The sequence below is a fragment of the Halegenticoccus soli genome, assembly GCF_002844195.1.
In the GTDB taxonomy this organism is placed as follows: Archaea; Halobacteriota; Halobacteria; order Halobacteriales; family Haloferacaceae; genus Halegenticoccus; species Halegenticoccus soli.
The window spans coordinates 207871-222293 of record NZ_PEND01000003.1; the positions used below are offsets into that span (position 1 = coordinate 207871).

Consider the following 14423-nt stretch of genomic DNA (forward strand, 5'->3'; position numbering starts at 1 on the left):
AGGCGTGCGAGATCTGGTTACGAATACGCGTCGTTGAACCCGCGTTCCCGGCGCATCAGCTCTTCGACGCCGTGCTCGAGGATGCCTCGTCCCATCGCGGTCGGCCGGTAGTACGTATAGAACCCCCGGCTGTCGGCGGTCCGTCGCTGGCGCTTGTCGACGAGCCCAACGTCGACCAGTTCGTCGAGGTGGTAGTGGAAGTTATGGGATTCGACGTCGACCGCAGACTTGAGTTCGGCGGCACTCAGTTCGTCGTTGGCAACGAGCGTCCGCAGGATGCGAAACCGCGTCGGGTGCCCGATCGCCCGCTGCATTGCGAGGTGCTCCTCGAGCGTCAGCCCACTCTCCTCGGGAAGCGGGGGCTCCGGCTGGCGGACTTCGTCGGTCGGGCGGCGGTCGGTTTCAGCCATTGGGATGCCTCGGTTCGAGTGGTGTAGCGCCACGTACTTGGTCGTTCTCTAGTAGAGGATTCCTGAAAACACCCGTATTTATAAGTAATCGTTCCGAATCGGCGACGCGAATGCGGAATCGGATTATCGACACTCTCCCTCGGGCGGTCGGTGACTCGGATGCCCTTCCCCCAGTCCGGCGCGAGCAGTTTCTCGTCTATTGATGGGCCCGTACCGGACGTTCGACGTCGACGCGCTGCTACCAGCGGACGCCGACGTCGAGACCGACGTTCCATCGTTCGTGACGTGGAACGAGGCCAGCGGTGAGTACGCCGAGGACGAGGTCTTGCGGCTCCTCCAGGAGACGCGTGACTGTCTCGGCGACCGCGGCTTCAACGCCTTCCTCGCAATCGACGTTGGGGTCCCACTCGACGAGATGGACGCCGCGACGCAGAGTATCGCCTTCGCGCGGGCGAGCAACGTGACCATTTTCATCGCGCCACAGGTGGGCGACAATCTCGGCGTCGGTATCGAGATCGGGAGTGTCCTCGAGGACCTGCTGTCGGGCGACGGCATGCAGGGGCCAGCGGCCGAGGCCACGCCACCAGAACGCACCCGACGGATGATGGTCGCGACCGAACCATCGGTGCGGAGTGCGATGCTCGGGTCAGTCCACGCACGCTGGGACGCCAGCGTCCGGGCGTTCACGGACGCCGCCGACTGCTGTCGGCTCTGCGCACAGTTCTGCACCCACATTCAGAACGAGGAACTCTACGGCTCGCTTGACCGCCTCGACTGAAGCGCGCGCCGAGAAGAAGCCGTCGATGGTCAATGGATCGAACGCAGTCAAGCGTGTGGGCGTCGCCCTTCTGAGGTATCGGTCGGAAGCAATCGGGGCGTCACATCCCAGCTTCCTGATCCTGCTCGGCCTCGTTCTGGGCGGGTTCGGCGGCCTCGGGAGACTCGGAGCCGACGGCCTCCTCGACACGGTCCCGGAACGCCCGGGCAGGGCGGCGCTCCCGGATTGAGGAGCCGAACAGTCGTTCGCGGATCGACCGCGCGGAGGGCCGTTCGGCCAACAGCACCGAGCAGTCCACGTCGTTGATGACCTCCAAGTGGAGCGAGTCCTGGACCAGTCGGGAGAGTAGGCCTTTCTCGGTTGCACCCATCATGAGCATCGTGCTGTCGGAGGCCGCCCGGGCGATGGCCTGCTCGATGTCGCCGGAGTCGACGGTGATCGCTGCGTCCTCGAGGCCGCGCTTTTCGGCCCAGTTCCGGAGGAACGCCTCCCCGGCGCGTTCGTCGGCCTCGTCGGCGACGACGTGGAGCAACTCGACCTCCGCGTTCGCGACCTGCCGGAGCACTCGGGCAACCTCCGCGTTCAGGTCGGAATCGGGGCCACCGGCAGTCGGCAGGAGAATCCGCGAGGGGTCGAGCCCGCGGTCGTTGGCTATCAGGAAGTCACAGGGCAGTCGGTTAGTCAGTTCGTCCAGTGGGCGCTCCGCGCGGGCCGAACTCCACAGGCCCTCCCGGTCCCAATCCATCACCACCAAGTCGGGACTGGTCCGTCTGGCCAGGATGAAAATCTCTTCGAACGACCGTGGGCTGACCACGGTCGAGGTCTCGAGGGTGACTTCGTACTTGGTACCGATCCGGCGGGTGTCCTCCAGAAGCCGCTTGGATTCGCGCGTGATCCGGTCCCACTGTGGGCGATCGGTGTCCCGGGACCAACGTCGGGGCGCCTGGACGACGTGGACGACGTGAACCCTCCCCTTCTTGTGACTGCCGGCCAGCTGGCAGGCCAGCCGTACAACCCCGGTTTCGGTCCGTGGGTTAGCGATGGGGACGAGGATGCGGTAGGTCTCTGGATCGCGGACGATCTCCTCGACGGTGTCTATCACCGGGACGTACGAGCGGCCTGCCAGCGAGCCTGCCAGCCACTCCCGGACCGAGAGCCGACGGACGTTCTGAAAGCGGTCGATCTCCAGGCGTCGGTCGGAGGTCTGGTAGTAGTTGACCACCGTTACCAGCACTACCCCGCCGAGCGTATTGCCCACCAGTACCGGCAGTACGAATCCACCCAGCGCGGGCACCGGGTTGGCGCCAGCGACCAGCGCCAGGTAGACCACTTCGGTGAACGAAACCACGACGTGGTACAAGTTACCCATGGGGATGGCTAAGAAGGCCAAGTACACGACTACCAGCCGGGAGATGGTATCCCGGGCGGCGAAGTTGATCCAGACCACGCCGGCGACGATAAGCCCGGCGAAGGCGGCCTTGACGAACAGGGTAGAGGCAGGGGTGGCAATCCCCTTCTCCGCGAAGCCGATCGCGACCTCCGCGGTGGCGTCGTCGAACACCCCACCGTAGGCCAGTGCCAGCGCCCCGAGACCGCCCCCCAAGAAGTTACCCGAGAGCACGATCAGCCAGTGGCGGAGCAGCGTAGGGACCGAGGCCAGCCGTTCCAGGGTCAGCGCCACCGGCGGCAGCGTGTTCTCCGTGTACAGCTGGTAGCCGCCAATGATGATGTAAATGAACCCCAGCGGGTACAGCAGGACGCCGACGATCTTCGTCTCGGTGGTCGCCGTCACCGAAGCGTACAGCAGGAAGGTGACGGTGATCGCGAAGCCGGCAGCCAGCGCGCTGAAGAACAGCTCCCGCGTCCCGGAGGTGATCTCATGGTCGGCGTCAGCGACCACCCGCTGGTAGACCTCGTCGGTGGAGAACTGATCGGTGAGCACGTCGTCTTCCTGCTTCTCGTCGGGTTCAGGCTCGTCAGCGGGCGTGGGGTCGGAGTGCGAGCTGGCCATCTCCGTGTATACGTCCTTTCGAGGGAGCGATAAGTAGTTTTGTGGTCTGCGGCGAGGCGGAGAGCAACAGGGTTGCTGCATACAGCGGCCGGATTCCTTCGGATTGCGTATAGTGATTGTATTCAGCAAAATATCGACAGAGAGGAATTTCCTCCCTCGTGTCGGTTGCGTCAGTCGTCTGCCGCAGCTTCTTGTTCTTTGACGTGCTTGACGATCTCGTCTGTTTCGGCGACGAAGTCGTCTATGTCGACCTCGTTCCCGTGGAGAATCGTCGAGAAGTACTTCGTGACGCTGGCGAGGTTGACCGCCTCCTCGAGTTCATCCTCCGTGACGCCCTCTAGCCGTGCATCCTCTTTGTGGAAGTAGGTGCAGTAAGGACAGCTGATAGCGGCTGCCACGCCGACGCCGATGAGCGTTTTCTCGCGTGCGGACAGGTCAGTCTCTCCGGCTTCGAGATCGCGAAACAGTCCCCAACTGTGTTCGCTCGCCGGGTCTGCGAGTAGCTCCATCCAGCTGGGTACTTGACCGAGCATTTCCTCCATCTCTTGCTGTGTGGCTTCCGATACCATGGACCAACCACCTTCACCTCCCGTCGCCATCTCTCTCGGCGGTAGGAGGTGCAGTATGTAAGTCGACAGCATATAGCATGTAGCTTGCCAAAAACGTCAATTCGATTCAATTTAAGCCTCCCTACGTACCGCTATGTGTTGGTTTAGTTCTGTCTTTGCTTGGAGGTTAGCTCTGCGAACAATACGCGCCTTGTATACAGCACGACCGTCAGAGGATATCATTGATGGATAAATCCATTCGAACCGGAAGTTAACAGAGCAGGAGATGCAGGGTTACGAAGCTCTCGTGCCCGAACCGCATCCTCAATCGCTTGACTAACCCACACTTATTCTTCCGACGTCGTGTGGGTTAGTAGAGAGACTGCCCAGGTCATCTCCTCGTTCGGCGGGATGACTTTTCTCGACCTCCCTAGTCACCTGACAGAGAGTGGAGACTATGAGAACGAGACTAGCTCTCATCTCCATTCCAGAGCGTCGTAATCCGGTCTTCAATTTCGCTGAGAACGAGCCTCAGTACGTCGCGATGATCCGTTGGCCAGGAGGTATTCTCGCCAGCTGTCGGGGCCGTAGGCGGGGGATGGAAGTGATCCCGTGTATTGTGAGGGTTCGGATGTCGATCCCACCGGCACTCCCAAGCCTGATCTGGATGCACCTCTCGATAGTGGATTTTGAAGTCGTCGTTCGTATACCAGCGAACAAGTAGCGTCGCCTCGTCGACAGTCGGGGGGGAGTACGGCGATGCGAACCGGACGTGAAGTTCGAGATACCCGTTGGCGTCCGTGATGATCGCCTGCTCGATTTGCCGTGTCGCCCGCAGACGTGTCTGGAGGAACTCGAGGATTAGGCGGTCGATAGGGGCAGGGCTGCTCCCATCGCCAGCTGGTGGCACCATCGATGTGGCTACCTAGATGCCTGTTCGGTCTCGACGCGAGCGCGTTGCTGGCGGGCGCGTTCGTAGCGCTCGCGCTCTTGCTGTGCGGTCGCCCAATCGCCGAGGTCACTGTATACGTCGTCGATCGTCCGTTCGTTGCTCGCCTCTGCGACGGCGACAGCATCGACAGCAGCTGGCGTCGCGGCGTCGTATACGTCCTCGTAATCGTCGATCCGCGTCGTCAGCTCGCGGACGCGCTCCGTAAGTTCCTCGACGGTGTGTTCGGTCGCGAGTCGGTTGACGCGTCGCCACTTGAAGTACGCGTCGTTGCGCTCATAGGTGGCCGGGTGGCCGTCATGACGCGTGACGATGCCGAGGTCGGCGAACCAGCCCAGGTATTTCCGGGCTGTCTTCGGATCGCACTCGGCTCGTTCGGCGATAGCGCTCGCCGTCGCAGACTTGCGGATCTGGAGGATCGTTCCGTAGATCCGTTGTTCGACGTCGTCACCACGGAACGCCTTCTCGAATGGTGGGGGGCCATCCGGAGACACAGGATCGGACATACGCGACCTTACGTGACGAAGGATATAGTTCTTGCTTCGGGGAATAGTTTCCCCACTTCGATCAACACCCTCTCCCGTCGCCGGACGGCAGATGGCACCGCGGAACCATCCTAATTCTCAAACCTTGAGACATTAATGCGGTACACAAGGGGAGATTGCGGGCACTGATCAACTCCAGTGAGTAACCAGCGATCAGTCACCTTGAGCGGTACTTCGACACAGCGGGTCGAGCGTGCCGACGTGCGAGCGTACATTCGAGTAGTTACGTGGTTGAGACTCGTTCGCCGTCCTCACAGTACCCCTACCCGTCACTGGAGACGGTCGGCAGCGACCGCGCAAACGAGGGGGCGACAGCATCTAAAACACGCCCCGTTCGCGGTTACACTCCGCCCTCGTCGGCGGAGTATGGTCGATGGTACGACCCGTGTCCGCCCACGTTCCAACCGTGGGTGGTTGCTCGGTATTCGGACGCTTCGCGGTGAAGCGGTATCGGGTACGGCACAAGCGGATACCGCGTCCATCTCGGACGCCGAATACGCCATACCCTCGTTTCGGGGGCCGACGTGTAGCGCACGAACCCGGTACTCTCCACGCGGGGAGAGGAAGTTGCCTTCGGGGTAGCGTTGGGCGGCTCGACGTGGTTCGGGAGAACGGAGCTCTCCCGTCATCACGAAACGGCGAAGCCGTTTCGAACGGCCCCAGGAAGGAATCCTCGCGCTTTAGCGCAGGGAGGATGTCAATACTGAAGGGTTATCGATACAAAGTAGATGACAGATAGACCCGTCGGCTCGAAGAAGAACCCCAGCTGTCCGTTACCAGTCCGCGTGCGCATCCGGAGTTCGATATCGTAGTCGAGCTCAATAGGTGGTTTCTCGCCGCTGAGAGCGGTGTATCCGAAGCGTGGACGGATGACCGCTCCGCCGAACAGCTCCCTGGCAATGGTGTCGACGATAGCGGCGTCCGACTCTGAGTCCGAATTCGATTCATTCTGGCGCTGGGCACGAGCAAGGCCGCTTGTCGCCGAGAACGTCGCTCCGGCACCGATGACACTCATAAACCGGCGTCGAGTCGACGTGAACGGGCCGCGTCCTGAGCCATCTGTGTGTTCTCGTGGTGCTGTGCTTATGCGTTCGCGATCTCCGTCGTGGCGTCCTTCGCTTCGCTCGCTCTCCGGAGAGAGCGTCCGAAGACGATCCAGGCGAGGCCGTAGAACAGCAGTGGTCCGGCCCACGGATCAGCGCCCTGGCCCATCACGTAGGTGGTGAACCCGATGGCAAGCGGGAGACCGACGGGCAGTGCAGCGACGTAGAGCCAAGCGCCGAGTCGAGGGACCGTCGCGGCGTCAGTGCGCAAGATCGCCACGCCAAACATGAGCGCGCCGAGCATCGCGATGAGCCACCCCAGCAAGGTCGCGAGGAACGCGATCCCTGGACCGTAGGTAGCCACTGGGAGCCCGATGGTTGCACCGATCCACCCGACAGCCATGACCCAGAATCCGACCGTTGCGAGTCGGCCAAACCAGTGATGTTCACTCGCGTACAATGCCGGCAATCCGAGCGCCAGGAAAATTCCCCCGAGAATCCCGGGAGGTTCGACCAGCGCGAACTCCTGTGGGTTCAACACGGTGAACAAGTATAGATTGACTACAGCCGTCAAAATCCCGCCCAGCGTGGCGCTCACTGCGCTCCAGCGCCACCACGTGTGTCGACTCGCGGTTTCAGGTTGTCGTTGCTGCCGTTCGTATTGAGACATGGTAATTTCTCCAGAGCGTGAAACTGATCACACTCATCACCAGGGTGTGATGATTCACGAGGGATCTCTTGGCGCTGACATCTTATCATGTTACCTCGTGAGATTCGCTCACGATGTGAGCCTCACGACGGAAGCTCGTCAGGATCGAGTGGTTCGGCCTCGTGTCGGTAGGTATTGATCGTCGACTCAGCCCACGCGTAGATCGCCTCGTCCTCGGTTTCGATCAGTGCCGACGGCGCTCCGTACTCGTCGACCAGTGCGAAGCCGACCGTGTCGTCGATGACTGCGATGTTGTATGGAACCACACCGTCATACCGAAACACCGCTCCTCGCTCACAGCGCGCAAGGTCGCGCAACCATCGTCCGGATTCGAGTTCCGAGTCAGCTAACAGTTCAGCAAGGGTACTAGCAGCGAAGATAATTTCGAGCGATTGTGTCCCGTGAACCGTCGTTCGCCAGGCTGCTTCGATCACCTGAGGTGCAGATCCGAACGCGAGGATACGCACACAATCCCCGTTCTCAACGAGGGCGGCGGCTCGTTCGACGGGCGCGGTCGTGTCGCTCTGTTTCAGGAATGTGATCGTGGCGTCGGCGAAGTGTTCGAGTGAGAAGTCGAATTCCTCGACTGGGAGCCACTCGATCACTGGACGCAGCTTGTCGACGGTTTCTGCCGTTTCGACCAACGAAAGGAACTCCCCTGCGAGCAACTCGCCGAGTGGCGAGGCGCGGTAATCTACTCCGTGACTGGTCACCAGCCCTCTCGCTTCGAGTTCGGTGACGATCCGCCCGACCGTGGCCCGCGGCACGCCGGTCGCCTCCTGCAGGTCTGCACGAGTGTGCGGGCCCTCGATTAGCGTTTCGAGCACCCTCACGCGCCTCGGCGAGCGAGCGAGGAAGGCAACGTCGTCGAGCGCGGTCATACGGTTCGATACTGCGACCACGTGAATATGTCTTGGCGCTCCTCTGCACGATCGAGCTTGACGGAAAACCACTTCCTCTCCGGGTACAATTGCCTTCTAGACAGTCCAGTACAAGGGGTATATTTTCCACAGTAGAGCGAAAGAAGGAGTCGTATGCCGACTCTTCACACAAACGGTATCGAGACGTACTACGAGCACCGTGGCGATGGTCCACCACTTGTGTTCATTCACGGGGCGATCGTTGACCACAGCCAGTGGACGCCACAACTGGAGACGCTCAGCGACGAATACACGACGATCGCCTACGACGTTCGAGGACACGGCCGGACTGGAGGCTCGACGACTGATCCGTATTCTATCGAGCTGTTCGTCGAGGACCTCCATGCGCTCACCACGGCGTTGGACCTCGACCGTCCCGTGCTCTGCGGCCTCTCACTGGGCGGCTGTATCGCACAGGTGTATGCGGCTAGATACCCAGGGCGACTCGCCGGGCTCGTACTCGCTGATACATTCACGCCAGAGCTACTCGATTGGCGCGAACGACTCCAATTTCTGATGTTGAAAGCTACTATTCCGCTGGTCCGCCTCGTCGGCTATGAACGAGTCGAGAAGGTCATGGTCTGGCTCCAAGAGCGAATCCAAGGCGAGGGAGTCAGCGGCGACTACGAGAAAATCGAACAGCTTCGAGCAGAGGGGCCGAAGATGGCTACCGACGAGTTCGCCAAGGTAATCCGGGCGCTTACCAGCTTCCACGAGACCGAGATCGACTTCTCGGAGATTATCGTCCCTACACTCGTCCTCTATGGAGAACACGATGTAGGGTTCATCCGCCGTCACGCCGTGGAGTTAGGAAGTAAACTTCCGAACGCCACTCTTCGAGCGGTGCCTGACGGTGGCCACGCGTCAAATCTCGATAACCCCGCGTTTTTCACGACTGCGGTTCGAGAATTTCTCGCGGAAGTCTCGTTTCGAGCGTGATACTCTCCTTTCAGAACGCACCGGAGGTAGCTTGGAACCCATATGGCGCCGAAAACGACTCCTAGCGCTTCGCTGTACGCCGAAAACAACCGGCGTTCTTACTGTCCGACTCCGTCCGTTAAGCGCCGACTCGCTGAGCGGCCCTGTTGGGATCTTCAGTCGATGATAAGTTTCAACGACTGTGCCGAATACAGAGCACAGATCCATCCGGCTGTTCGAACCCCTATTCGAGGGAGTTGGCACTGAAACGACTAGTATGGTCTCTCTCGATGGGTGGGACGATTGCCCAAGTCTACGCGAGTCGATATCCCAATCGTCTCAGCGGCCTCGTGCTCGCCGATACCTTCACACCGGCGTTCGTCAACCGGCGGGACCGCATCGAGTGGACCATGTTAGTGAACACCTTGATTTTGTTCCTTCGCCTCGTCGGGTACAACCGAGCCAAGGGCCTCATGCTGTGGTCTGGACGGAAACTGGAGGGGGATAATACCACGAGCCTCCGTGTTGAGGTGTTTCCAGATATGGATACAGCGGCCGCCGTTAACGCATTGCAGGCAGTTACGTCCTTTCACAAAGTCGACATCGATTTCGCCTCGATTACCGTCCCGACGCTAATCCTCTATGGCGAACACGAATCACCGGTGATCAGCCGTCATGCTCCGCCATTAGCTGCCGAGATCCCCAATGCGACGGTGCAGGAAGTCCCGAATGCCGGCCACGCCTCTCCATGGGATAACCCCGGGTTTTTCAACGGGGCTCTCGAGGATTTCCTCGCCCAGATCGCTCGATCTCCGGGAGAAGAGAACGAACCGCCGGTTGGCCCGTCGGGAAGTGCCAGCCAGGTCGAATGGAATCGATCGAGCTGAGGCGACGGTCTTGGGGTGCCACCGGGACACGACGGCATCGGACTCGGTGAGCTGGTTGTTGTGAACGGCTTCCTGGCGGGCCTGTCGCTGACAGTACCCACAATCACACGGTTCGTGCTGTGGGATTCGAATGAGCCTGCGGTTCCAGTCCAGCCACGAGTATGAAAGTGTGCGGTCTCTCCGACGCGGAGGCCAAGCCGACCGCCGAGCAATCAGATGAACTGCGCCTCAGAGCCACGCGGGGCCGGCAGGCTCCCACATCCAGCAGCAGCTCGAACTCGCAATCGTGCCCTCCAAGGCTGTCATAAATGGGAAGATCAGTACCTCCGAGAGACTGCTCTAGCTTAACCCCACGATCGCATTCACAGGCCAATGGTTGGTTACCGTAAAAAGCAGATCAATATTTTCTCGCCTAGGTAATTCGTGCCTCATCAGTTCAAAAAGTCACTCAGCAATATCTGGCGTGAGAAGAATCTACTTAGAAAAAATTGGAGAACGACTGTCCCTAAAAATGTTACTAACTCTGTAGCCCTTACACAGAGAGATCTATGCGTTGTATCTCTCCATCTACGTCTACTTTCCGTCATTAGCTATGAATTGAGAGCAATTTAGACGAATATCTACAGTAATGGTTTGTTTTCTGGAAATACGACGGTATAACGCACCATATGGCTGTAATCGCGAGATATTTCTTAATGTCACCCACTTATGATTGGCTATGGAGTGTCTAATTATATACGTAGTAAGGTGTACGTCGAGAACAACCATTATGGTTGCGTGATAACACTGCTGGCGTCATGCGGATCAAGTGTCAAAATGAGGGAACGATAATGAGCGTGTTTCTAACAATCTAGTACTCCAATGCCTTACTAAAGGCCCGTTACAGTCCCGAATATGTAAGGGAAAGGCGAGACGCTGGAAAGCACGTTACTACATAGTTCTAAGCTAGCGGTCGTACTAGACAGACAGTGCAACGGTCAAACCCCATTTCGACACACGTTATTGCCGAATTCAATTTGGGAGTACTATTGACGACACGGATTGCCTGGATAGGTCGCGGTTTCACGGTATCTGTATGAGAAGCGCTGTGGCATTCAAAACTAGCCGACTGTCTTGCGCAGAAATATAAACTATCTGATGGACTCAAGGCAGGTTAGAGTCGTCTCCGCTGATGAACGCGTTAGGCCGATCCGCCAGCAGATTTCGTTATCATTGATGATTGTCTCTCCATCACGCCAAGCGACGTCCACAGAGCTTCGTCGACGGTCGTGAATACCATATCGCCCACTCGGTCCACAGATGCTGAGTCGTAATTTCACTTGATGATCGTCTCTTAGCCGTTCGATCAATTGCACAAAGACACGTAAAGAGATCTGTTACTTGAGGGCTTCACGCACCATTCGCTGTGACGGAACAGCAGTCTACGATCTTCTAGTTGCTTCTTATCAACTCACTACAGCTCAGACCGGGGGACCGTGACTAGGTGTCGCACTTGCCTTACAAGCATAAGATTGTAATGAACCGGCCGCCAAGATAACTTCATTTCCCGGCCCCTAATCACGTTCTCTGACAGCGAACATCAGCGTTTTCTATTAAGAACCAAACTCGAATTAGTGGAGAAATATCTTACTTCGTGCCGTAATATGAGGTCATCAGGAAAATAGACGAACTTCATGATCATTCCATTAAATTGGATGGTGCGCTGTTCGCTGTTGTCGAATTAAAAATCGAACCAGTCAACTTGGAGTGATCGGACTCGCCGACCGACTCGGGGTGGTCAAGAACTTACCACACATACACCTCGTCAGTCTCGAACAAATCGGTACGGTGTCTGGGAAACGAGCAGTATCGGCTTAGACACCGATTCTTCACTTGCAGACGAGTTGAACGAGTCGCTTGAAGCTAGAGCTGTTCCTCGAACTTCGACTCGTCTACAACTAGCCCGTAGCTCGACTTTTTCACTCAGCAGAGTAGGCCGGGGCGAACTGTGAGAAACAGCACGCCGCCGAACGCATAGGTGGTTTTGATGAACAACGAAACAGCACGGCCGGCCGCGTACCCGCGATTGAGACAGACCATCATGGCACCGAGAGGGAGGGAAGCCGCTGTGGCGGCACAGTGAGGAAAAACTCCGAGGGCACTTGAGAGGACCAACAGACAGACTGCTGCAGCGACGAGAGTCCAAGTGACAAGTTTAGCACGGTCTCGTCCGAGTACGACCGGGAGTGTCCGCTTCGCAATGAGGTGATCGTGGGGGTAATCAAGGAGATCGAGCAACACTCCGATCGCCGCGAGCTGTAAGAAAAATATGAGTGACACCGCGATAACGGACGAGGCCATCGAGTTCGTCTGCGCTGCATACCCACCCATCGTCGTAAAGGCGATACCGAGTGGATAATCAATGGTCGTGGTGACCGGAGTCGTATCAAGATAGGGGGCATGGAGGAGAGCAAGCACGACGACTGGGATGGTGAGAACGGCTGCGACGATTCCAGATGTTATCCAAAGAAACCCGACGCAACCCATGAATGTGGCGGCTGAGACGGTAATTGCAACGTGGATCTCGGCTGGAGTGAGAGGGTTGCTAGTGTCCTCGCCTCGAGTGTAGAAATCGATGTACCCGTCCTTGAGATGGGCAACGTATACGGCAAGACAGATCGCAAGACTGTGTCCGACCCCTGTCGCAATCGAAAGGTCGTCTGCGAGGAGCGCACCGAACCACGACATTGCTACCGCTGGGAGAAGAAAAACGGGTTGGACGTGGATCCAGAGCCCTCGAATCCGTCTGTCGAAGTGAGATCGAAATCGGTGCAAACGATCGTACACGCCCGATCATCTTGTGGCAGGCGTCATATATCGGTCGGGTTCCAGTGTAGGGAGGGAGAGATCCACGTCCACAGCCACACTCCCAAAAGCCCGATTGTGGTGACCATAAGTAGGAGCCGGCATCCAGGCTATTTTGGTACATAACCAGAGGGTGAGGAAGAGACTCGCAACGCACGGTGGAGAACTGAGGTAGAGTAAATTGATCGACCGCTGAAAGGCGCACCATAATCATTAATGTATTCGGTAACAGGAAACACATTTAGGCGACCCAACTGATGAAGTACACTGATGCGTTTGAACGAACTGTCCGGTGTCATCCCTCGAAAGCGGCATTCATCACCGACGATGACCGGGCACTGACGTACGAAGAGCTGGGCGAACGGACGACTCGACTCGCGAACGCACTGAACGAACGCGCGGCTGATCGACGAATCGCGACGCTCGCGGTAACCGGCCCAACGGCGATTGAAGCGATGCTCGCGAGTCAGAAGCGAGGAGTGGGGAACGTACAGCTGCCGTTCCGCGATAGTCCTGGAGCCATCACATCGATGCTCCGCCCGACGGAGGCGAAGGTGCTACTCTTCGACGACGCGAACGTTGAGAAGGCAGTCGAGGTGCTCGACCGAACGGAGATCAACACTGGCATACACGCAGGAGAGAAGGCGATCAACCGAGACGATGTTGAAGCATACGAAGAGATCGTTGCGGGGTCATCTGCCAATCCAGTAGAGCCGACCCCAGACTACGAACACGGCGTGTTTTATACGAGCGGAACAACGAGCACGCCGAAAGCGGTGTTGTTCGACCAAGAACAGATGTGGTACGGGAGTACTCAGGTGATTATGGAGATGGGTCTCGACGAGGGAGACACGGCACTCGTCACGACACCGTGGTACCACATGGTGACGACTGATGCCTGGATTCTTCCACACTTACAAGCTGGTGCGACGCTCATCCTCCAGCCTGATTTTAATCCAGAAGAATCACTTCGACTTGTGAAGAACTACGACGTGACAGGGCTGCTTGCCGTCCCGACGCAGTTACACAGATTGGCTGAGACGCAAGCAGTAGAGGAATACGATGTCACGACTCTCTCGTACATTCGAACTGGTGGATCGATCGTAACTGATCGGCTCGTGCAAAAAGCGTCCAGGCACTTAACCGACGGCATCTACAACACCTATGGGTTGACCGAGGGTGGCCCAAATTTGACGTTCGCGCATCCATCCTCACAGGAGGACCATACGGGAACGATTGGAAAGGAATCGTTCACGTGGGAAATTCGAGTCGTCGAAATTGCCGACTCTGAGGAAGCATTCGATCCAACGGCGGTCGTCAGTCCAGGCGAGGCTGGAGAACTAATCGCCCGCGGACCAGGTATGAGTGACGGATACGTAGATAATCTTGGGGCGACCAAGCGAACGTACGTCGACGGCTGGCTTCGGACGGGCGATTGTGCCGAAGTCGATGAAGACGGCTACTTGTACATTGTCGGACGAACTGATAATATGATCGTCAGCGGCGGTGAGAACATCTATCCGGAGGAGATCGAAGATGTTCTCGAGACCTACGAGGGAGTAAAGGAGGCTGCTGTAGTTGGACTCGAGGACGAACAGTGGGGACATCGAGTCGCGTGCGTTCTCTATACTAATGGATCGACCAACTTCGACATCGACGAACTCGATCGATTCTGCAAAGACCATGACCAACTGGCCGATTTCAAACGTCCGCGACGGTATGAATTGACAACCGAACCGCTTCCACGAACTGATACTGGAACTCTCGAACGTGAGACGATCGTCGTCAAATTCTTCGACGAGTGAATCCGGAGGAGTCGATGAGGTGACGGAGCGGGGTTCGATTCGAACCTCCGCACCCG

At 58.0% G+C, this 14423-nt stretch carries 12 protein-coding genes and 1 pseudogene; 4 read left to right on the forward strand and 9 right to left on the reverse strand.

What is annotated here, in order from left to right; all coding sequences use genetic code 11:
* Positions 1–17: 17 nt before the first annotated feature.
* Positions 18–410, reverse strand: coding sequence for a winged helix-turn-helix domain-containing protein (locus CNO20_RS09505; RefSeq protein WP_101295915.1), 393 nt, complete (start codon positions 408–410; stop codon positions 18–20).
* A 110-nt stretch (positions 411–520) separates the two neighbouring features.
* Here CNO20_RS09505 and CNO20_RS09510 point away from each other — a divergent pair.
* A pseudogene (locus CNO20_RS09510) lies at positions 521–1188 on the forward strand (DUF7509 family protein).
* A 100-nt stretch (positions 1189–1288) separates the two neighbouring features.
* Here CNO20_RS09510 and CNO20_RS09515 read toward each other — a convergent pair.
* The 7 genes from CNO20_RS09515 to CNO20_RS09545 form a co-directional block, all read right to left on the reverse strand.
* Complete coding sequence (locus tag CNO20_RS09515; RefSeq protein ID WP_101295916.1) at positions 1289–3199, reverse strand: formate/nitrite transporter family protein; 1911 nt, start codon at positions 3197–3199, stop codon at positions 1289–1291.
* Positions 3200–3369: 170 nt separating this feature from the next.
* Positions 3370–3741: a carboxymuconolactone decarboxylase family protein gene (locus CNO20_RS09520; RefSeq protein ID WP_199174817.1), complete on the reverse strand. Its 372-nt coding sequence runs from the start codon at positions 3739–3741 to the stop codon at positions 3370–3372.
* A gap of 475 nt (positions 3742–4216) precedes the next feature.
* Positions 4217–4660 carry a toxin-antitoxin system TumE family protein gene (locus CNO20_RS24280; RefSeq protein ID WP_101295917.1) on the reverse strand — a complete coding sequence of 148 codons (444 nt, stop codon included), beginning with the start codon at positions 4658–4660 and terminating at the stop codon, positions 4217–4219.
* A gap of 8 nt (positions 4661–4668) precedes the next feature.
* Positions 4669–5202 carry a DUF7342 family protein gene (locus tag CNO20_RS09530; RefSeq protein ID WP_101295918.1) on the reverse strand — a complete coding sequence of 178 codons (534 nt, stop codon included), beginning with the start codon at positions 5200–5202 and terminating at the stop codon, positions 4669–4671.
* A gap of 736 nt (positions 5203–5938) precedes the next feature.
* On the reverse strand, positions 5939–6256 hold the full coding sequence (locus tag CNO20_RS09535) for a hypothetical protein (RefSeq protein WP_101295919.1): 318 nt from the start codon (positions 6254–6256) through the stop codon (positions 5939–5941).
* 68 nt (positions 6257–6324) lie between these two features.
* Positions 6325–6882 (reverse strand): hypothetical protein, encoded by a 558-nt coding sequence (locus CNO20_RS09540; protein WP_143423175.1) that lies wholly within the window; start codon positions 6880–6882, stop codon positions 6325–6327.
* Between the two features lie 194 nt (positions 6883–7076).
* A complete protein-coding gene (locus CNO20_RS09545) occupies positions 7077–7874 on the reverse strand; it encodes a helix-turn-helix transcriptional regulator (protein ID WP_101295921.1) in 798 nt (265 codons plus the stop codon).
* A 153-nt stretch (positions 7875–8027) separates the two neighbouring features.
* Between CNO20_RS09545 and CNO20_RS09550 the strand changes: the two genes are divergently transcribed.
* Complete coding sequence (locus tag CNO20_RS09550; protein ID WP_101295922.1) at positions 8028–8852, forward strand: alpha/beta fold hydrolase; 825 nt, start codon at positions 8028–8030, stop codon at positions 8850–8852.
* Between the two features lie 236 nt (positions 8853–9088).
* A complete protein-coding gene (locus tag CNO20_RS09555; RefSeq protein ID WP_269844133.1) occupies positions 9089–9718 on the forward strand; it encodes an alpha/beta fold hydrolase in 630 nt (209 codons plus the stop codon).
* Between the two features lie 1962 nt (positions 9719–11680).
* On the opposite strand, the gene CNO20_RS09560 is transcribed toward CNO20_RS09555, so the two are convergent.
* Positions 11681–12445, reverse strand: coding sequence for a UbiA family prenyltransferase (locus tag CNO20_RS09560; RefSeq protein ID WP_199174785.1), 765 nt, complete (start codon positions 12443–12445; stop codon positions 11681–11683).
* Positions 12446–12819: 374 nt separating this feature from the next.
* Here CNO20_RS09560 and CNO20_RS09565 point away from each other — a divergent pair, with 374 nt between their 5' ends.
* On the forward strand, positions 12820–14367 hold the full coding sequence (locus tag CNO20_RS09565; protein WP_101295925.1) for a class I adenylate-forming enzyme family protein: 1548 nt from the start codon (positions 12820–12822) through the stop codon (positions 14365–14367).
* Positions 14368–14423: the final 56 nt, after the last annotated feature.